The sequence below is a fragment of the Pseudomonas sp. BIGb0558 genome, assembly GCF_024807515.1.
Lineage (GTDB): Bacteria > Pseudomonadota > Gammaproteobacteria > Pseudomonadales > Pseudomonadaceae > Aquipseudomonas > Aquipseudomonas yamanorum_A.
The window spans coordinates 103959-122117 of the sequence record NZ_JANUEW010000017.1 but is presented as its reverse complement, the minus strand read 5'-3'; the positions used below and the strand labels follow the sequence as shown (position 1 = coordinate 122117).

The window sequence follows — 18159 nt, the reverse complement described above, 5'->3', positions numbered from 1 at the left end:
CCTGGCGAGGCTGCGATGGGATCACCGCGGTGTGCCAGGGAGACCGAGTCGTCAGCATCGCGGGCAAGCCCGGCTCCCACAGAGGAGGCATTGCACCTCACACGGAATGCATTTCAAATTTGGGAGCGACACACCTCTAATGTGGGAGCTGTCGAGCCTTGGCCAGGCTGCGATGGGATCACCGCGGTGTGCCAGGGAGACTGAGTCGCCAGCATCGCGGGCAAGCCCGGCTCCCACAGAGGTGGCATTGCACCTCACACGGAATGCATTCCAAATTTGGGCGCGACACACCTCTAATGTGGGAGCTGTCGAGCCCTGGCGAGGCTGCGATGGGATCACCGCGGTGTGCCAGGGAGACCGAGTCGTCAGCATCGCGGGCAAGCCCGGCTCCCACAGAGGAGGCATTGCATCTCACAGGGAATGCATTTCAAATTCAGAGAGCCCTGAAGCTCACTCACTTCAAATAGCAAGCACTGATCCAGTCCGAAGGTTTGGGTGCGAGCTGTTCGGCCACCGGCAAATACCGCGCGTCCAGCTGCGCCGCCAGCCAGTACAGCGTATTGCTGCTTTTCGGGTTCCATTCGCCGCTGTAACCCGGTTCGCCGACGCGGGCGCGGTCCCTGTCGAACTGCACGTGGGTGTTTACGAATTCTTCGTGGCTGCGCTGGCCTTTGGCGTACGGGGCGAGCCAGTCCAGTGCTTCGCTCAGCGAGCCGCCGTGGGGCGCGGTGACGTCCAGCCAGTTGCCGCCAATGCCGTAGGGCTTGGCCGCCAACGCCGCCTGAACCAGCGGCTCCAGGTCGTAGACTACGTAGTGCAGGGCGTCGCGGTCCTGGAAGTCGGTCACCGAGCCGTCGGGCAGCACGTTGTCGTTGATCTGTTGCCGGAACAGTTGGAAGGCCTGCTCCAGCATCTCGCGGTCGCCCAGCGCGGCGGCGGCCACCGTGACCAGTTTCACGCGATGGCTTTGCCAGTTATTGGTGTTGGTGGCTTTCTTCTCACCATGGAACTGCTTGACGCGCTCGATGTAGCCATTGCCCAGGTTGGTCAGCAGCGCACGGGTGGCGTCGCGGGTCTGGGGGCGCAGGTCATTGGCGGTGAGGGCATAGGCACTGATCAACATATCGAGGTTGGTTTCGTCGATCGGGTTGAAATCCGGCTGATAAGTGCTGGCCCAGGCGCTAAGGTAGTCGTCCACTTGCTTGAGGTAGCGCGTGTCGCGGCTCAGGCGCCAGGCGAGGGCGGCCTGGCGCATCACGGGCCAATCTTTTTCGGCGGCGATGCTTTGTTCGCGGATGCCATGATTGGGCAGCGTGCCCTCGGTGTGCAGATGGGGCAGGGCGCCGGGCTGGTCGCCGAGGTGGCGTTGGGCGGCGGCCAGCAGCGACTTGGAAGTCGGGTTCGACGTAGCGGGCTGGCAGGCGCTCAGCATTTGGGGCGCGGCAAGGGCGGCTTGGGCGAACGAAGCGAGCAGCGCGGTCAGAACCACGATTTTCAACGGGCGTTGTAGCATGCGGTTTCTCAGGAATGGATTGACCGGATCGGGGCGCAACCACGCTACCATGGCCGTGATGAGTATTTGATGAAATACCCGCCGGCCCTCTATCCTGGCCGGCCTTGCCCGGTCGAGAACAGGACGCCCCATGACCTTGCAGTTCGTGAAGATGCACGCCCACGGCGATGACTTCATCGTGATCGACCGGCGCGGCCAGGCTGACCCGATCACCGCGCAAATAGCCCGCCGCCTGGGTGACCGCCATCGCGGCATTGGCTTCAATCAACTGGCCGTGGTGCTCGATTGCGAGGATGCCGCCGCCCGCGTCAAATTCTGGAACCCCAATGGCACCCCGCTCGACACCTGCGGCAGCGCCACTCGCGGGGTGGCGGACATGTTGATGCGCGAAGCCGGCACCGCCTCTGTGCTGCTGCGCACCAACCGTGGCCTGCTGACCTGCGTGCGCGCATCGGGCCAGCGGGTTTCGGTGGACATGGGGCCGCCGTCATTGGGCTGGGATGCCATTCCGCTGGCGCAGGCAATCGACACCGAACGCTTGCCCCTGGAAGGCAACCCGGCGGCGTGCAGCATGGGCAACCCGCACTGCACGTTCTTCGTCGAGAATCTGGCGGCCATCGACATCGCAGCCATCGGCCCGGCGCTGGAAACCCACCCGCTGTTCCCCAGCAAGACCAACGTGCATTTTGTGCAGGTACTCGACCGCGGCCACATCCGCCTGCGCATCTGGGAACGTGGCGGCGGCATCCCCCAAGGCTCGGGTTCGTGCTGCTGTGGTGCGGTGGTCAACGGGATTCGTCGCGGGCTGCTGGATGACACGGTCGATGTGCAATGCGACGGCGGTACCGTAACGGTGCACTGGGACGGCAGTGGTGGTGTGGTGCTGACCGGCGCCGTGCAGACGATTCTTCATGGCACGATTGCCGATCATTTTTTCCAGGCGTGATGACAAACAGGGTGGTTATCAGGACATGCTGAAGTTTCCAAGACGACAATCGCTGGGCGCACTGCTGATCGTCCTGCTGGGATGGTTATGCCTCTCATCGGCATATGCTGAAGACACCGCGCCGCCCGACCTGGTCAAGGTCCCCCTGGACCAGCGGGTGATCGACCTGACCAACACCCTCGACTCCGCCAGCAAGTCGCGCATCGCCACGCAACTCGCCGGCCTGGAGCAACGCAAGGGCGCGCAAGTGGCGGTGATGCTGCTGCCAAGCACCGGCGGCGCGAGCATCGAGGAGTTCGCCAATCAACTGTTCCGGGCCTGGAAACTGGGGCGCAAGGACGTCAACGACGGCATCCTGCTGCTGGTGGCCAAGGACGACCGCAAGGTGCGCATCGAAGTCGGCTACGGCCTGGAGGGTGTGGTCACCGACCTGCTGGCCCACCGCATCATTGAAGAACACATCACCCCGGCCTTTCGCCAGGGCGACTATGCGGGCGGCGTGCAGCAGGCGGTGGACGACCTGACGGTGCTTGTGGATGGCGGCGACTTGCCCGACGTCGCCGGCGCCGGGTTTCCCCCTGAAGCTTACGCCGTGCTCCTGGCGTTCATGTTTGGCGGGGTTGTGGGGGTGTTGATGGGGGCTGAAAAACTCCCTTGGCGCCGTGCGCTGCTGGCGGTGGTGGTTGTCACCGTGGTGCTGGTGGCGGTAGCGGGCGGAAAAAACTGGCCGGTGTATTTGCTGTTGCTGCCACTGTGCATGTTGATTGGCGGCGCCACGTTCGGCGCGTTGTGGCAGGCGAGGGCAGCGTTTTATGCCGTGCTGGGGCTGTTGAGTTATATCGCCGGAGTGCTGTTGGCGGACCACTTCTTGGTGCGCGACCTTTCCCTGATCCACTGGCTGGCGTATCCCATGGCCGGGTTGCTGGTCCTGGGCCTGTACTTCGGTTTGTTCCTGGTGATGAAGGGCATGTGGCAAGAGAGCCAGGGTGGATTTCTTGCGCGGCTGGTGGCGGTGCTGGTGGTATATGGGATCGCTGGGGCGTTGATCGACAACGGCACCACGGGATGGCTGCTGGCGTTTCCATTCGCTTCGTTCGCGGCGCTGTTCATCTTTGCCCACGGGATCAGCGACGGGTCGGGATCGGGGTCGGGCGGCTCGAGTTCCTCTGGTTCGAGTTCCAGTTCGAGTTCCAGCAGCAGCTCATCGGGTGGTGGCGGTTCCAGCGGCGGTGGCGGGGCGTCGGGGAGTTGGTAAGACTCCCTCGCAGGTTAAGCCGGCTTGTAAGCGATCCAGCCCTTGAAGCTGAAGCCCGCGTAGAACAGCTCCACACCTTCGAAGCCCGCCGCCCGCAGCAGTGCCTCATCGTCTTCGGGTGACAGCACCGGCAAGTGGCTGCTGATGGCGGTGATCGCCCGCTGGGCATCTTCAGCCGGTACGCCGGAATCCACCGCGTAGGCTGCATAGCGCTTCAACCAACGGGCTTTTTCCCCTGGCGAGGACTGCGGGAAGCTGTGATGCGCAGCAATCAGCGGTGCCCCGGGCAGTAATCGCCGCCACAGTTCTTTCAGGGTTTGCAGGCGTTCCTGCGCCGGGATGAAATGCAGGGTCAGCAGGCAAGTGGCGGCATCAAACGGGCCATCGGGTGCGGTATCGATATAGCCCTCATGCAACCGCACCCTTGCCATCAGCGGCCCGAGGGTGGCTTCAGCCAGCTTCAGCATCTCGGCAGACGGGTCCACGCCCACGAACTGCCACCCGGGCTGGCTGTCGGCAAACTTCTTCAACTCCAGCCCGCCGCCTGCGCCCAGCACCAGTACCTTGCCGGTCGCCGGGACGGATTCGCGCAGCAGCAGGGTGGTCATGCGTTGCAGCGACTCGAAACCCGGCACCAGCCTCACCGGGCCTTCGGCGTAACGGGCAACAGCGTCGGGGTCTGAAAACCAGGTCATGGTGGCTCCTGTTGGCGGGGGAAGCGATAACCCTACTGGGGCGAATTCAGGCTGGCAATTGCGCAGATGTGCAGTTGTGTTAAAACGTTGCCCATTCTGAATTCAAGAGCGCCTATCGAATGCTCCCCGACATCCTTATCCGCGAGGCACTGGCTGAAGACGCCCTATGTATTGGCGTGCTGGGCATGCAGGTGTTTCTCGACACCTACGCCACCGAAGGTATTCGCGACGCCATCGCCGCCGAGGCGTTGCAGGCGTTTTCGCCCCAGGCGATCGCCGCGCTGATTGCCCAGCCGGGCACGGCCATTCTCGTCGCTGAATCCAACGCGCATCTGGTGGGGTTTGCCCAGGTGGCGATAGATGCCGGCCATGCGCTGATCTCCACGCCGAACGCGGCCGAGTTGCAGCGGCTCTACATCCAGGAACGGTTTACCGGCCTGGGCCTCGGCTACCGTTTGCTGCAAGCGGCAGAGCAGTGCGCCGGGGAGTGCGGTGCGTCGTTATTGTGGGCGACGGTGTGGATTGGCAACGAGCGGGCGCTGGGGTTTTATCCGCGCCGTGGCTATGAGCTGTTGGGTGCGCCGACTTACACGTTTCAGAATGAAACCCATGAAAATCGCCTGTTTGGCAAAAAGCTTGGGGTTTAGCGGTCAGAGGGTCTTGCTCAGGAACACACGGCTGCTGCCTTGCGGGTCACAGGGGATTTCACCAAATCGCACCCAACCATTCTTCTCGTAAAACTCCGGGGCCTGGAAACTGATGGTGTACAGCACCGCCGAGCGGCAGCCTCGTTGACGGGCTTCGTCTTCGAACGCCTTCAGCAGCGTTGTACCCAGGCCTGAGCCACGCAGTGCGTCGGGCAGATGAAACAGGTCGAGGAACGCCATCCCTAGACTGGTTTTGCCGGTGATGCCGCCCAGCATTTCACCGGTGTCGGGATCCTTGATCAACACCGTCAGCGGGCGCCGATCATTGGAGCCGGTGATGTGTTCGTTGAAGGCGGCAAGGCCGCTGCCGAGCATGCGCTCAGCCTCGGCGTTCGGCTGGTCACCTACTTCAATCAGATGCGGTGTCATTAGGCTCTGTTTCCTATCACTTGGACATACCCGATTGACTCTGTCCCGGGGGGCAGACTTTATGCTTTTTCCTCAGCGAAGGAGGAGGGTTTTCTTCCCGTGAAAAGGAGAATCGGCATGTTATGCCTGGTGACTGGAGCGAATGGGCACCTTGGAAACAATCTGGTCAGGGCGCTGCTCGAACAAGGCCACACCGTGCGCGCCGGCGTGCGCGACACAAACAATCGCGCACCGTTCGCCGGTGGCGGCTGCCTGGTTTCAGGAACGCTGGGCGCAATGGACGGGAAGGCCGGCGCAGTTGCTGCTGAGCCAGGTTCGTAAGTTTTGGGGTATTCGCCAGGAGTACAGCATCCTCAAGGCAAAAGCCGAGTTGGGCTTCAACCCTCGGCCGGCTGAGGCAGCATTGCGGTCGGCGTTTGCTTACCTGCAACGTCGAGCGGATCAAACGCGAGGCGCCCGCTAGCGAATAACCTGTGGTGAGGGAGCTTGCTGTGGCAAAGGAGCTTGCTGTGATGGGGGAGCTTGCTGTGGCGAGGGAGCTTGCTCCCGCTGGGCTGCGAAGCGGCCCCAATCACGACACCGCGGTTCTCCAGATGTAAACCGCCGCCAGGTTTTGGGGCCGCTACGCGACCCAGCGGGAGCAAGCTCCCTCGCCACTGCTACTGCGCGATCTTTTCCTGTCAGCTTGGCGAGTCGTCCGATGAACATCCTTGAAATCCTTTTGAAAAAGTGAGCGCTGGGCAAAGGCTCAAAGCCGTTCCCGCACCATCCGCATCAGCCGTTCACCTACCTGATCCACGCCTTTGTTTTGCGCAACCACCTGGGCACCTTCCATCAAAAACGTCAGCTCTTGGGCCAGTTCCTCGGGCTTGATCGCCTTGAGTTGCGTGCACAGCAGCTTCACGCGCTCAAACTGGCGTTTTTTATGCGCCTGGATCAGCACCCGCGCCGGGTGATCCACCTCGGGAATCTCGGCCAGGGTATTGGTAAATGGGCAACCGCGATAACCCGCACGCTCCAGGTCTTCGACGATAAAACCGGTAAATCCCAACAGCTGTTCCCTGGGGGAGTCGGGATATTGCTGCGCGAGGTCGTCCAGCACGTCGCTGTAGCTTTCCGTCAGCCGCTCCAGCCATTCCAGCACCAGCGCATCTTTATTCTCGAAATGCCGGTACACGGTCATCTTGGTCGATGCGGCCAGGGCAGCAATGGCATCCACGCTGACACGGGTGATGCCCTGTTCGACAAACAGCGTTTGCGCCGCATCGACAATCCGTTCGCGCGGCGGCAATTGAGGTGTCCGTTGCGCACGCATGCACATTCTCCACTTGACAGCGATACCCATGAGTATCGCATGATACTTAACGGTATCGTTCGATACCGAAGAGTATTCATCATACCCGTTTGGAGAGTTTCATGTACCTGTCTGAATACGCCGATCAGGACGCTACCGGCCTGGCACGCCTGATCCACACCCACGATGTCAGTGTCGACGAGGTGCGCGCGGTGGCCTTGCAAGCCATTGCAGCCATCAACCCGCGAATCAACGCCCTGGTGGAAACCTGGGACGACGAGCCGGTGGCGGCCCAAGGCCCATTCCATGGGGTGCCGCTGCTGCTCAAAGACCTTGGCATCAGTGCCGCGGGACGCCGCAATGAACTGGGCAGCGCGCTCGCACAGGGCTGCACCGCCGATGCCGACTCAGAGCTGATGACCCGTTTGCGCCGCGCCGGCCTTATGCCGCTGGGCCGCACCACCACACCCGAGTTCGCCGCCAGCACCACCACCGAAAGCCGCGTGTCGGGCCCCACTCGCAACCCGTGGGACGTACAGCGCAGTGCCGGTGGCTCCAGCGGCGGCTCGGCAGCGGTGGTGGCGGCGGGGTTGGTGCCGGTGGCCCACGCGACGGATGGCGGCGGCTCAATCCGCGTGCCCGCGTCGATGTGTGGCCTGTTCGGGCTCAAGCCCAGCCGTGGTCGCGTGCCGATGGGGCCGGAGGTCGACGAGGTCTGGAGTGGTTTGGCGGTGCACGGTGTATTGACCCGTTCGGTACGCGACAGCGCCGCCATGCTCGACGCGATCCATGGCGCAGCACCCGGAGATCCGTTCCATATTGCACCGCCCGAAGGCAGCTTTTCGGCCCTTGCCCAGCGGGAGCCCGGCTCGTTGCGCATTGCGCTCCAGCGTCTGCCTTTAAACGGGCAAGCGCTGCATCCGGCAGTGGAACAGGCGCTGCTCAATAGCGCCAAACAGCTGGAAGCACTGGGTCATCAGGTTGAGGAAGTCCAGCCGGATATTGGCGTGAGCTGGGAGGCGTTTGTCGAACTCAATGCGCGCTTCTGGTCATCGAACACGGCGGCCTGGATAGAGGCGATTGCCGGCGCGACAGGCCGCTCGATCAGCGCCCAATACCTGGAACCGGCGACACTGGCGCTGTATCGCCTGGGCAAGTCATTGCAAGCGACAGACCTGATGGGCGCCCTGTGGGAGCGCAACATCGTCGCACGCCATATGGGCAGCCTGTTCCAGCGTTATGACGTGCTGCTGTCCCCTACGTTGCCCGGGCTGGCACCGTTGATCGGCGACTACAACCAGGGCCAGGCGCAACTGGACGGGCGAGGGTGGATGAATCGTGTGTTTGCGCATTCGCCGTTTACCGCGCTGGCCAACGTCATCGGCGCGCCCGCGATGTCGGTGCCGCTGGCTCACGATTCACCGAGCGGGTTGCCGATCGGCCTGCAGTTCATGGGCGCGTTTGGGCAGGAGGGAATGTTGCTTGGTCTGGCGACGCAACTGGAGCTGGCGATGCCCTGGGCGGCACGTCGCCCGGATGTGTGGGCCGGGGCAAACCGATGACCCAAGGCAACTGGGTGAGTGTGATGGCTAGATATCCATCACCATCTCATGCCACGCCATACCGCCATGGTCAGACGCTGACGGCTGCACATAGCGATAGCCCATGCGCGTGTACAACGCCACATGCTGGTCCTTGCACATCAGGTGAAGGGTCTTCTTGCCCATCGCCTGCATGCGCTGCACGAACTCCGTCATCAAACGCGTGGAGTAGCCCTTGCCTTGCTGGGCGGGGTCCACCACCACCGACATGATCACCCCATTCGGCGCGTCGGCTGAATGCCCCACCAACTCCTTGAAGGCCTCATCCGACATCACCACTTTGTCGGCGCAACCGCAGTTGATGAAACCCACCACAACGCCATCCGCCTCCAGGATCAGAAAACCTTGCGGGTACAGCGCGATGCGCGTGGCGATCTTTTCCAGGGTGGCGGCTTCGTCGCCTTCGTAGGCCGAGATTTCGATCTCGTAGCAACGGTTGGCGTCTGCGGGGTTGGCGTTACGGAAGGTGAAGGCGGGCATTGGGTTACCAGGGAAATTGAACGACAGCCCCCATGATAAAGAAAGAACACCCCGACAGCACCGCCGAACACAAACCCCACCAACCCCGCCGATCCCCTGTGGGAGCCGTCGAGCTTCAGCGAGGCCGCGATGGCGGCCGCATTAACAACACCAATACCCGCTACTCACCCACTTCGTAGCAGCTGTCGAGCCCCGGCGAGGCTGCGTCGGCCCCAACTTGGTCCGTCGTCCGGCTCGATAGTGGTGGTGCGCCCCACGTAGCCTCGCTGGCGCTCGACAACTGCTACGGCAGGCCTGTTTTCGTGCGGATACAAAAACCAGAAAACCCGCCAAGGCGGGTTTTCTCATAACCGGGCCAGGCTTTACTCAAACCCCACCCACCAACTTCCCCCCCTCCAACCGACGCTTATACGCACTGTCCCGACTCGCCAACCAGAAATACAGCGGCGACGTCACCACCAACCCCACCAACCAGGACAAATCCGCCCCATTGATGTGTGCCGAAATCGGCCCGACATACAGCGGCGTATTCATAAACGGAATCTGCACCACAATCCCCACCGCATACGCCAACAGCGCCTGTGGGTTGTAGCGCCCGTAGATCCCGCCATCCACCCGAAAGATCGAACCGATGTCGTACTTGCCCTTATGGATCGCATAGAAGTCGATCAGGTTGATCGCCGTCCACGGCACCAGTACCACCAGCAGCACCAGCACCATGTCCACGAAGTGCCCGATAAAGTCTTTGGACGCAAACACCGCCGCAATCGAGCAGGCCGCCAACACCAGCACCGAGATCACCGCACGCGCCTTGGCGGTCGGGATCCAGCGGTAAGCAAAGGTCTGTACCAAGGTGATCAACGACAGCACCGCGCCGTACAGGTTGAGTGCGTTGTGGCTGATCACGCTCAGCAGGAACAGCAACAGCATCAGCGGGCCAATGGAGCCGGTCGCCAGCTTGACCGCGTCCATGGTGTCCATGCCCACTGGCGTGGCCAATACCGCAACCGCACCAAAGATGAACGACAGGCTGGAGCCCAGTACGGTGCCCAAATAGGTCGTCCAGAAGGTCGACGCCACCGGCACATCTGCCGGCAGGTAGCGCGAGTAGTCCGACACATACGGTGCAAACGCGATCTGCCACAGGGCAGCCAACGACACGGTCGCCAACCAGCCGGAGATGTTGAAGTTGCCGCGCGTCAGGAAGTCAGCGGTCTGCACATGGGTAAAGATGTAGCCGAAGCCCAGCACGATGCCCGCGCCCAGTACCCAGGTGCCGATGCGGTTGAGCACGTGGATGAAGCGGTAGCCGATGATGCCGATGATGCCCGAGCCGATGGCGCCGATGACGATGCCCACCGGCACCGGGATGGCGTCGACCACGCCGTGCAGGGATTTGCCCGCCAGCACGATGTTGGAGGCGAAGAAGCCGATGTACATCACGCCGGCGATCACCACCACCAGCAGCGCGCCGAGGGAGCCGAACTGGGCGCGGCTCTGGATCATTTGCGGGATGCCCATTTGCGGGCCCTGGGCCGAGTGCAGCGCCATCAGCACGCCGCCGACAAGATGCCCGACGAGGATGGCGATGATCCCCCACACCAGGTTCAGGCCGAACAGTTGCACGGCCAGGGCGCCGGTGACGATGGGCAACGGCGCGATGTTGCCGCCGAACCACAGGGTGAACAGGTCTCTTACCTTTCCGTGGCGATCTTCCGGGGGCACGTATCCAATCGTGTGTTTTTCGATAAGCGGGGCGGAGGATGTTGCAGTGGTAACCATGACGAGCTCCAAGGCAAGGTGAGTACGTTGACGTACTTCGCTGGGCGGCGCGTGTGCGTCGCCTTTGTTGTTGGAGTGATCATGTGCAATGGTCACAGGGAGGTAAATTAGTAAGTTTGTTGCTATAGACCTTAAAAATAATATCTCGCGGTGGTTTTTGCTCCGGTATGTTGCATGTACTTGAATCAGTGTGAAAAAGCCGATTTCCACGCACTTGTTTGGGGCGAAATCCCACGTTTCTGGAGGTCCCGATGGCTGCCTATAATCTGCGCCAGCTCAAATATTTTGTAACCACCGCCGAGTGCGGCAGCGTGGCAGAGGCCTCGCGCAAGCTCTATATCGCACAACCGTCGGTGTCGACGGCCATCAAGCAGTTGGAAGACAGCTTTGGCGTGCAGCTGTTTATCCGCCATCACGCCCAAGGCGTGTCGCTGACGCCCAGTGGTGCAAGGTTTTACCGCAAGGCCCTGGAGCTGCTGCGGGTAGCCCATGAATTCGAGCAGAACGCCCTGGCAGACAACGACGTGGTGGCGGGGCAGATCGATATCGGTTGCTTCGAGACGGTGGCGCCGCTGTATTTGCCGCGTTTGATTGCCGGCTTCAAGCAGCGCTGGCCAGGGGTGGAAATCCGCTTGCGGGACGGTGAGCAGCAGGAGCTGGTGCAGGCGCTGACGGCCGGCAGTATTGATGTGGCGATGCTGTTTGAGCATGACCTGGGCAGTGCCATCGAGACCACGCCGTTGATGCCGCCGCAGCAGCCGTATGCGTTGTTGCCGGCGGATCACCGGTTTGCGCAGCAGGCCAAGGTGTCGCTGACAGATCTGGTGCTGGAGCCGATGATTTTGCTGGACGTGCTGCCGAGCCGGACGTACTTCGTGAGCATCTTTGAAGAGCGCGGGCTGACGCCGAATATTGTGTTCAGCTCGCCGTCGATCGAGATGGTGCGCGGGATGGTGGGGCGCGGGTTCGGGTTTTCGATTCTGGTGACCAAGCCGTTTTCCGAATACACCTATGACGGGCAGAAGCTGGCGTGCGTGCCGCTGGCGGAGACGGTGACGGGGTCGGGGTTGTCGGCGGTGTGGTTAAGGCGGGCGCCGTTAACCAAACCGGTGCAGTTGTTTGTGGAGTATTGCCGGGAAGAACTGGCGCAGTTGTTGGGGTAGATACAGAACCAAAAATGTGGGAGCCGGGCTTGCCCGCGATGGCGGTGCATCAGTTTGCAAATTTGCTGGCTGATACACCGCCATCGCGGGCAAGCCCGGCTCCCACAGTTGATTTGAGTTGTTTGGGGAATCAGGTACGGATCGAGAGCAACATCCGCTGCAGCATATCGTCGCAGCCGTTCAGTTGCTCCATGCTCACAAACTCATCCGGCTTATGCCCCTGATCCATGCTCCCAGGCCCGCACACCACGGTCGGAATCCCCGCCGCATCAAACAACCCACCCTCAGTCCCGAACGCCACGGTGCCAAATTCCCGTGAGCCCGAAAATGCGGCAATCAACTCCGCCGCCTGGCTACGCTGGTCAGTGGCCAACCCCGGATACGCCGACAATTCACTGAAACGAATCGAACTCTGCCGGCTCACCGCCTGCATCCGCGGCAACACCTGTTGCATCGCGTAGGCTTGCAGTTCCTCAGCCACTTCACCCGGGTCCATCGAGGGCAAGGCGCGCACTTCAAAGTCGAAGCGGCAGTCCGCCGGGACGATATTCAACGCCTTGCCCCCGGAAATCACCCCGGTTTGCACGGTGCTGAACGGCGGGTCAAAGCGCTCGTCCTGATGCGCCCTGAGACGCTGGCCAATCCGTCCCAGCTCACCGATCAACTGCGCCGCATATTCGATCGCGTTCACACCCTGAGGCGCGTACGCCGAGTGGCACGCCTCGCCATGCACATCACAGCGCATCGCCAGCTTGCCCTTGTGGCCCAGCACCGGCTTCAACTCGGTGGGTTCGCCGATAATGCACAGCAACGGTTTCACCGGCCATTGCTCCAGCACCTTGAGCAACGAACGTACCCCAAGGCAGCCCACTTCCTCGTCGTAGGACAGGGCGATATGCACCGGCATGCGCAAGTCGGCTTCGACCAGCGCCGGCACCAGTGCGAGTACGCAGGCGATATAGCCCTTCATGTCCGCCGTGCCCCGGCCATACAGCTTGCCGTCGCGCTCGGTGAGCGCAAACGCCGGCAGTGTCCACGGCTGGCCGTCCACCGGCACCACATCGGTGTGCCCCGACAGCACAATCCCGGGCACCTGCGCCGGGCCGATGGTGGCGAACAGATTGGCCTTGCTGCGCTCATCGTTGTAGATCAGTTCGCTGGCGACACCGAAACCCGCCAGGTAATCGCGCACAAACTCGATCAACATCAGGTTGGATTCGCGGCTGGTGGTATCAAACCCCACCAGCGTCTGCAGCAATTCGCGGCTGGTGCTCATCGGTCGTCTCCGGCCACGCCGTAGCCCGGCGAACGGTCCGGGGCGAGGGCGCGGTCGATGTAGTCCTGCACCTGTGGGCGGTAGGCGTCCCAAAGCTTTTGCAGCTCGGCGATCGGCTGCTCATCGGCCCAGTCCACCCGCAGGTTGATGATCGGCCAGGTCAGCTCGCCCACTACCACCAACGCGGCTGAATGCACCGGCCCGGCTTCGCCCCCGGCGGCGATGGCCGCATGCATCGCCGCCAGCAGTCGGTCTGCCAATTGGCCTTCGCCTTGTTCAAAGGCGTTGACCATCGCCTCGATCACCGCGCGGTCAGCGAGCATGTTGCCGGCGGCCACGCACTGTTCACCCGACACGGCGTTATGGGTGCCGAGGGTTTCACTGCCGCTGAAATGCACGGTGCGCCCCAGGTGATCAATCGCCGTCAGTTGCCGGTATTGGCTGTAGCCATTGCGGGTCAGGGCCTTGTCCACGGCGTCGGCCGGTGCGAGGCCTTGTTCCAGCAAGTCGAGCACCTCCGGGCCGAGGGCCGGCAGGGTGATGTTCTGGGTCGAGACCGCACCCACGCCGGGCCGCAGCCAGGGGCAACGGGCGCCCACGGCAATGCTCGATGAACTGATGGCAATGCCCATCTGGCCGGTGTCCGCGCAACGGGCGACGATTGAAAAGGTCATGTGCGGCTCCTTATTCGGGGATGACGGCGATCACATCGATTTCCATCAGCCATTGTGGCTGGCCCAGTGCCGACACCACCAGCCCGGTGGAGATCGGGAACACGCCCTTGAGCCACTTGCCGACTTCCTGGTACACCGGCTCGCGGTAGCGCGGGTCGATCAGGTAGGTGGTGGTCTTGACGATGTGGCTCAGGTCGCTGCCGGCTTCTTCCAGCAATTGCTTGACGTTTTTCATCGCCTGTTCGGCTTGCGCGCGCGGGTCGCCAAGGCCGATCAGGTTGCCGTCGAAATCGGTGCCCACCTGGCCACGTACATACACCGTGTTGCCGGCACGTACGGCCTGGCATAGGTCGTTGTCCAGGCTCTGGTTAGGGTAGGTTTCCTTGGTGTTGAACATGCGGATACGTGTATGAGTAGGCATCAAAAAAACTCCGAAAATAAGTGATCAGGCGCTGACAGGCGAGGTGTGAACAACCGGTGCGGGTTCGCGGTACTCAAGGTATTGGCGCTGGATGGCGATATGGTCGGCCACGTACTTGGCGTCATGCCACACGCCCCAGATAAACGACGAGCCCCGGCGCGACTGCCATGGCAAACCGAGGAAGTAGATGCCCGACTCGCTGGCCACGCCGCGCTGGTGCTGCGGCTTGCCGGCGGCGTCAAACGCATCGACTTTCAGCCAGCTGTAATCCACGGCAAACCCGGTGGCCCAGATGATTGACGTGATGCCGGCCTTGGCCAGGTCCAGTTCAAGGATCGGGTGCTTGATGCACTCTGCATCGGGAAACACGCGGCGCGCTTCGGGCTCTACCGGCAAGTCCAGGCCGTTGCGCTCGATATAGGCATCCGCCGCATCCAGCAGGGCCAGGTAGTTCTCGTCGCCGCGGGCCAGGTTTTCCACCAGGTTGGGTTGGAAGCTCGCAACGCTGCCGTTGAAGGATTGGGTCAGGCCGACCAGGGTCATGCCTTGCTGGGCCAGCTCACGGAAGTCGATGGTCCTGCCGCCGTGAGCGCCGCTCACCGCAATGGTCACGTGCTCGCGGCCGGGTTTCATTGCGGCCTGGTCCCACTCACCCAGCACGCCCAGCCACCAGCAGAAATCGCGGTTGCGATAGGCACGCGGTGGGCGGTCGTGGGCGCCTACCGACAGGTACACCTGGCGACCGGAGCGTTGCAGCTCATCGGCAATCTGTACCCCGGAGGAACCGGCACCCACCACCAGCACGGCGCCGGCCGGCAGTTGCGCAGGGTTACGGTAGTCGGCGGAGTGGATCTGGTGCAGCGCGGTTTCTTTAGGTGCAATCGCCGGAATCACCGGCTTCTGGAACGGCCCGGTTGCCGCCACCACGCGGTTGGCTTCGATCACGCCTTCGCTGGTGTGGATGGTAAAGCCTGGGCGACCGACATTGCGCACCACGGAAGTCACCTCCACGCCGGTGCGAATCGGCGCATTGAACTTTCGTGCATAGGCTTCGAAGTAATCCGCCACCCGCTCTTTCGGCGCAAAGCCATCGGGGGCGACGTTATCGAAGGCCAGGCCAGGGAAACGGTCATGCCAGGCCGGGCCATTGGCGACCAGCGAATCCCAGCGCCCGGTGCGCCAGCGCTCGGCGATACGGCTGCGCTCCAGCACCAGGTGCGGCACGCCTTGCTTGCTCAGGTGCTCGCTCATGGCGACGCCAGCTTGACCTGCTCCCACCACCAGCGTGTCTGTTTTTGTTATTGCTTGAGTCATGTGTCTGTCCTTGCGTAATGCAGTTGGATTCAGCTTGGGCATGGCTTCAAGGCTAGGGGGAGGGCGGTTTTTAATAAAATATTATTAAGCTGGGAAGTGAGCATAAATAACTGATGCAGAGCGGTGCAGGATGGCCGGCGGTGCTGGTAGGCTGCCCCTCAGACCCACACATCCTGGTTCAAGCCCATGCTTAACATCCGCACCATGACCCTCGACGACTACGATGCCGTCACCGACCTGATGCAAAACACCCCCGGCATCTCCCTGCGCGACGCCGATTCGCGCGAGGCCACCGAACGTTACCTGGAGCGCAATCCCGGCATGAGTTTCGTGGCCGAGGTGGAGGGGCGGCTGGTGGCGTGCGTGATGTGCGGGCACGATGGCCGGCGCGGCTATTTGCAACACTTGCTGGTGCTGCCCGATTACCGGCGCCAGGGCATTGCGAATGCGCTGGTGGAGCTCTGCCTGAACAGCCTTGCGCAGTTGGGCATCCGCAAATGCCACCTGGATGTGTTCAAGACCAACGACAGCGCCGCCCGCTATTGGCAGGGCCAGGGCTGGCAGTTGAGAACCGATATTGATCGCTATTCGTTTACCCGACCGGGTGACGAGAACGCCTGACGTCCATGGAGGGACAGATGCTCGAGATAAGACGCGCCACGCTGGACGACGCACAGGCTGCTTTTGATATTCGCCTGTTGGCGATACGTGGCCAATGCATTGGCGCTTACACGTCTGAGCAGATGAAGCTCTGGACGAGGGGCGCAGCCGAGGATGGCTATGACGCGCTGATGGACAAGCATTTTTACCTGGGATGCGTCGACGGTGAGCCGGTGGCCACTGGCATGCTGGATCTGACGAACAACGAAATCGGCGCGTTGTTTGTGCTGCCCGGCTTCATCGGGCGTGGGTTTGGCCAGCAGATGTTGGCGTACCTGGAGGCGTTGGCACAGGAGTTGGAGATAGAGGAACTGATCCTCGACGCGACGTTGAATGCGGCGGATTTTTATCGGCGGTTTGGGTATGTGGGGACTGAGCAGGCGATCTACCATTCGCCGTCGGGGTTGCAGCTGGCCTGTATTCCTATGCGCAAATACCTGTGCTGACACCCCAAAAAAACGACGGCGAGGGAGCTTCCTGTGGCGAGGGCGCTTGCTCCCGCTGGGCTGCGAAGCGGCCCCAATAGGCCTGATGCAATCTGACTGAAAGAACTCGCTGACGTACTTGGGGCTGCTGCGCAGCCCAGCGGGAGCAAGCTCCCTCGCCACAGGTCATGTGGTGTCTTACGGGTTGTGAGCAGCCAATAGTCGCTGCCCTGTATGCCGCAAATGCAGCGGATCTGTCTCTATCGTCCCGCGCACTTGATCGGTACGGTCTGCCCACACGTATTCGCAGGCGAGACCCTTATGGACCTGACCGCAATCCCCTTTGGCACCACCGATTGGTCAACCATCGAGCCGGTGCTGCACCCCGGCGAAACCGGCAGTGCGTATTGGCGCACCTGCCAGTTCGGTTCAACCCGCGTGCGCATGGTCGAATACAGCGCCGGCTACCTGGCCGATCACTGGTGTTGGCGGGGGCATATCCTGCTGTGCCTGGAAGGCGAGTTGCACACCGAACTGGAGGATGGCCGGCAATTCACGTTGACTGCCGGGATGAGTTACCAGGTGGGCAATGACATGGAAGGGCATCGGTCATCGACCACCCAGGGGGCGAAGTTGTTTGTGGTTGATTGAGGGTGTTCAACCCTTGCGATAAACCCCCGCCAACTCCCGCGCCAACCCAATGAAATTCTGCAACGGCGCCGACGGATTGAACGTGCGCCGCACCAGGGTGATCGGTGCCAGCAACCTTGGCCGCGCATCGCTGATCCGGCAATACACCACGCTCTCGCGATGCACATCGCGCATCGACGCCGGTACCACGGAAATGCCTTCACCGGCGGCCACCAGGCTGACGTTGGTCAGCATGCGTTCCACTTCAAAGGCGATTTTCGGCTCGAAGCCGGCGTTCTGGCAGGCCTTGATCAGGTTGGCGTACATCCCCGGCGCGCCGGGGCGGCGGACCAGGATGAAGCGTTCGTCCTTGAGGTCGGCCATGGTGATCCTGGGCATGTCGCCCTTGAGCAGCGGGTGTCCGACGGGCAGGGTCAGCAGCATTTCTTCGTTGAGCAGGCGGTGGAAGGTCAGGCTCTGGTGGTCACCCACCGGGGCGCGCAGGATGCCGATGTCGATGCGTTTTTCGATAGTGTCTTCGGTGACTTCCCGGGCGCTGCCTTCGTTGATCGAGAGTTCCACACCCGGGTATTGCTCGCGGTAGGCGCGGATGATGCGCGGGATCAGCGGATGGGCGGCGGCGGAGCTGGTGAAGGCGATGACCAGGGTGCCTTCGATGCCCTGGGCGGCGCGAGAGGCTTTGAGGGAGCCTTGTTCGACACGGGCGAGGATGATCCGCGCCTCATCGAGAAACACCAGGCCGCCGGCGGTCAGGTCGACGCCCTTGGGGTGGCGCTTGAACAGGTCGAAACCGAGCTCTTGTTCCAGGGCACGAATCTGTTGGCTGAGGGGCGGTTGCTGCATGTTCAAGCGAGCGGCGGCGCGGGTGAAATGTCGCTCTTCGGCCACCATGATGAAATAACGTAAATGGCGAAGTTCCATGGTGGTATATCC

At 62.1% G+C, this 18159-nt stretch carries 20 protein-coding genes; 9 read left to right on the top strand and 11 right to left on the bottom strand.

From position 1 onward, the window contains the following. Nucleotides 1-454: 454 nt before the first annotated feature. Nucleotides 455-1513 carry an alginate lyase family protein gene (locus M2400_RS20390; protein WP_259197746.1) on the bottom strand — a complete coding sequence of 353 codons (1059 nt, stop codon included), beginning with the start codon at nt 1511-1513 and terminating at the stop codon, nt 455-457. A gap of 130 nt (nt 1514-1643) precedes the next feature. Between M2400_RS20390 and dapF the strand changes: the two genes are divergently transcribed. Both dapF and M2400_RS20380 read left to right on the top strand, forming a co-directional pair. Then, nucleotides 1644-2459, top strand: a complete 816-nt coding sequence (gene dapF, locus M2400_RS20385) for a diaminopimelate epimerase (RefSeq protein ID WP_177131307.1) — start codon at nt 1644-1646, stop codon at nt 2457-2459. Nucleotides 2460-2484: 25 nt separating this feature from the next. After that, the gene (locus M2400_RS20380) at nt 2485-3714 is read left to right on the top strand and encodes a YgcG family protein (RefSeq protein WP_259197896.1); all 1230 of its coding nucleotides are present in this window, start codon (nt 2485-2487) and stop codon (nt 3712-3714) included. Between the two features lie 14 nt (nt 3715-3728). On the opposite strand, the gene M2400_RS20375 is transcribed toward M2400_RS20380, so the two are convergent. Next, nucleotides 3729-4409 carry a class I SAM-dependent methyltransferase gene (locus M2400_RS20375; RefSeq protein WP_177114557.1) on the bottom strand — a complete coding sequence of 227 codons (681 nt, stop codon included), beginning with the start codon at nt 4407-4409 and terminating at the stop codon, nt 3729-3731. A gap of 119 nt (nt 4410-4528) precedes the next feature. On the opposite strand from M2400_RS20375, the gene M2400_RS20370 reads away from it, so the two are divergent. Further along, a complete protein-coding gene (locus M2400_RS20370) occupies nt 4529-5056 on the top strand; it encodes a GNAT family N-acetyltransferase (protein WP_259197749.1) in 528 nt (175 codons plus the stop codon). 3 nt (nt 5057-5059) lie between these two features. Here the strand turns inward: M2400_RS20370 and M2400_RS20365 are convergent, their stop codons facing one another. Then, nucleotides 5060-5485, bottom strand: coding sequence for a GNAT family N-acetyltransferase (locus M2400_RS20365; protein WP_177041601.1), 426 nt, complete (start codon nt 5483-5485; stop codon nt 5060-5062). A gap of 117 nt (nt 5486-5602) precedes the next feature. Between M2400_RS20365 and M2400_RS20360 the strand changes: the two genes are divergently transcribed. Then, nucleotides 5603-5806, top strand: a complete 204-nt coding sequence (locus tag M2400_RS20360) for an NmrA family NAD(P)-binding protein (RefSeq protein WP_177041603.1) — start codon at nt 5603-5605, stop codon at nt 5804-5806. Nucleotides 5807-6233: 427 nt separating this feature from the next. Here the strand turns inward: M2400_RS20360 and M2400_RS20355 are convergent, their stop codons facing one another. After that, nucleotides 6234-6800, bottom strand: coding sequence for a TetR/AcrR family transcriptional regulator (locus M2400_RS20355; protein WP_259197753.1), 567 nt, complete (start codon nt 6798-6800; stop codon nt 6234-6236). Between the two features lie 101 nt (nt 6801-6901). Between M2400_RS20355 and M2400_RS20350 the strand changes: the two genes are divergently transcribed. Continuing rightward, nucleotides 6902-8341, top strand: coding sequence for an amidase (locus M2400_RS20350; RefSeq protein ID WP_259197754.1), 1440 nt, complete (start codon nt 6902-6904; stop codon nt 8339-8341). 27 nt (nt 8342-8368) lie between these two features. Here the strand turns inward: M2400_RS20350 and M2400_RS20345 are convergent, their stop codons facing one another. Both M2400_RS20345 and M2400_RS20340 read right to left on the bottom strand, forming a co-directional pair. After that, nucleotides 8369-8860, bottom strand: a complete 492-nt coding sequence (locus M2400_RS20345; protein ID WP_259197755.1) for a GNAT family N-acetyltransferase — start codon at nt 8858-8860, stop codon at nt 8369-8371. 366 nt (nt 8861-9226) lie between these two features. After that, nucleotides 9227-10642, bottom strand: coding sequence for a cytosine permease (locus tag M2400_RS20340; protein WP_259197757.1), 1416 nt, complete (start codon nt 10640-10642; stop codon nt 9227-9229). Between the two features lie 251 nt (nt 10643-10893). Here M2400_RS20340 and M2400_RS20335 point away from each other — a divergent pair, with 251 nt between their 5' ends. Then, a complete protein-coding gene (locus M2400_RS20335) occupies nt 10894-11805 on the top strand; it encodes a LysR substrate-binding domain-containing protein (protein WP_177041613.1) in 912 nt (303 codons plus the stop codon). 130 nt (nt 11806-11935) lie between these two features. Here M2400_RS20335 and argE read toward each other — a convergent pair whose 3' ends face one another. Genes argE through M2400_RS20315 form a run of 4 tightly spaced genes read right to left on the bottom strand, consistent with a single transcriptional unit; the run spans nt 11936 to nt 15532 of the window. Continuing rightward, a complete protein-coding gene (argE, locus tag M2400_RS20330) occupies nt 11936-13081 on the bottom strand; it encodes an acetylornithine deacetylase (protein WP_177121584.1) in 1146 nt (381 codons plus the stop codon). Continuing rightward, complete coding sequence (locus M2400_RS20325) at nt 13078-13755, bottom strand: DUF1028 domain-containing protein (protein ID WP_177041617.1); 678 nt, start codon at nt 13753-13755, stop codon at nt 13078-13080. Before M2400_RS20325 ends, argE begins: the two co-directional genes overlap by 4 nt. A gap of 10 nt (nt 13756-13765) precedes the next feature. Continuing rightward, on the bottom strand, nt 13766-14176 hold the full coding sequence (locus M2400_RS20320) for a RidA family protein (protein ID WP_003207327.1): 411 nt from the start codon (nt 14174-14176) through the stop codon (nt 13766-13768). A gap of 24 nt (nt 14177-14200) precedes the next feature. After that, nucleotides 14201-15532 carry a flavin-containing monooxygenase gene (locus M2400_RS20315; protein ID WP_405046198.1) on the bottom strand — a complete coding sequence of 444 codons (1332 nt, stop codon included), beginning with the start codon at nt 15530-15532 and terminating at the stop codon, nt 14201-14203. Between the two features lie 144 nt (nt 15533-15676). Between M2400_RS20315 and M2400_RS20310 the strand changes: the two genes are divergently transcribed. From M2400_RS20310 to M2400_RS20300, 3 genes are all read left to right on the top strand, one after another. Then, nucleotides 15677-16111 carry a GNAT family N-acetyltransferase gene (locus M2400_RS20310; protein ID WP_259197772.1) on the top strand — a complete coding sequence of 145 codons (435 nt, stop codon included), beginning with the start codon at nt 15677-15679 and terminating at the stop codon, nt 16109-16111. Nucleotides 16112-16128: 17 nt separating this feature from the next. Beyond that, nucleotides 16129-16596, top strand: a complete 468-nt coding sequence (locus M2400_RS20305) for a GNAT family N-acetyltransferase (RefSeq protein ID WP_259197774.1) — start codon at nt 16129-16131, stop codon at nt 16594-16596. Nucleotides 16597-16896: 300 nt separating this feature from the next. Continuing rightward, a complete protein-coding gene (locus M2400_RS20300; RefSeq protein ID WP_177076545.1) occupies nt 16897-17226 on the top strand; it encodes a DHCW motif cupin fold protein in 330 nt (109 codons plus the stop codon). 6 nt (nt 17227-17232) lie between these two features. Here M2400_RS20300 and M2400_RS20295 read toward each other — a convergent pair whose 3' ends face one another. Next, nucleotides 17233-18147, bottom strand: coding sequence for a LysR family transcriptional regulator (locus M2400_RS20295; protein ID WP_177041626.1), 915 nt, complete (start codon nt 18145-18147; stop codon nt 17233-17235). Between the last annotated feature and the right edge of the window lie 12 nt (nt 18148-18159).

Coding starts and splice junctions, on each gene's coding strand:
- M2400_RS20355 (WP_259197753.1), bottom strand. CDS start 6,800: ATGCGTGCGCAACGGACACCTCAATTGCCGCCGCGCGAACGGATTGTC.
- M2400_RS20305 (WP_259197774.1), top strand. CDS start 16,129: ATGCTCGAGATAAGACGCGCCACGCTGGACGACGCACAGGCTGCTTTT.
- M2400_RS20315 (WP_405046198.1), bottom strand. CDS start 15,532: ATGCCCAAGCTGAATCCAACTGCATTACGCAAGGACAGACACATGACT.
- M2400_RS20350 (WP_259197754.1), top strand. CDS start 6,902: ATGTACCTGTCTGAATACGCCGATCAGGACGCTACCGGCCTGGCACGC.
- M2400_RS20340 (WP_259197757.1), bottom strand. CDS start 10,642: ATGGTTACCACTGCAACATCCTCCGCCCCGCTTATCGAAAAACACACG.
- M2400_RS20390 (WP_259197746.1), bottom strand. CDS start 1,513: ATGCTACAACGCCCGTTGAAAATCGTGGTTCTGACCGCGCTGCTCGCT.
- M2400_RS20325 (WP_177041617.1), bottom strand. CDS start 13,755: ATGACCTTTTCAATCGTCGCCCGTTGCGCGGACACCGGCCAGATGGGC.
- M2400_RS20365 (WP_177041601.1), bottom strand. CDS start 5,485: ATGACACCGCATCTGATTGAAGTAGGTGACCAGCCGAACGCCGAGGCT.
- M2400_RS20370 (WP_259197749.1), top strand. CDS start 4,529: ATGCTCCCCGACATCCTTATCCGCGAGGCACTGGCTGAAGACGCCCTA.
- argE (WP_177121584.1), bottom strand. CDS start 13,081: ATGAGCACCAGCCGCGAATTGCTGCAGACGCTGGTGGGGTTTGATACC.
- M2400_RS20310 (WP_259197772.1), top strand. CDS start 15,677: ATGCTTAACATCCGCACCATGACCCTCGACGACTACGATGCCGTCACC.
- M2400_RS20300 (WP_177076545.1), top strand. CDS start 16,897: ATGGACCTGACCGCAATCCCCTTTGGCACCACCGATTGGTCAACCATC.
- M2400_RS20345 (WP_259197755.1), bottom strand. CDS start 8,860: ATGCCCGCCTTCACCTTCCGTAACGCCAACCCCGCAGACGCCAACCGT.
- M2400_RS20320 (WP_003207327.1), bottom strand. CDS start 14,176: ATGCCTACTCATACACGTATCCGCATGTTCAACACCAAGGAAACCTAC.
- M2400_RS20375 (WP_177114557.1), bottom strand. CDS start 4,409: ATGACCTGGTTTTCAGACCCCGACGCTGTTGCCCGTTACGCCGAAGGC.
- dapF (WP_177131307.1), top strand. CDS start 1,644: ATGACCTTGCAGTTCGTGAAGATGCACGCCCACGGCGATGACTTCATC.
- M2400_RS20380 (WP_259197896.1), top strand. CDS start 2,485: ATGCTGAAGTTTCCAAGACGACAATCGCTGGGCGCACTGCTGATCGTC.
- M2400_RS20295 (WP_177041626.1), bottom strand. CDS start 18,147: ATGGAACTTCGCCATTTACGTTATTTCATCATGGTGGCCGAAGAGCGA.
- M2400_RS20360 (WP_177041603.1), top strand. CDS start 5,603: ATGTTATGCCTGGTGACTGGAGCGAATGGGCACCTTGGAAACAATCTG.
- M2400_RS20335 (WP_177041613.1), top strand. CDS start 10,894: ATGGCTGCCTATAATCTGCGCCAGCTCAAATATTTTGTAACCACCGCC.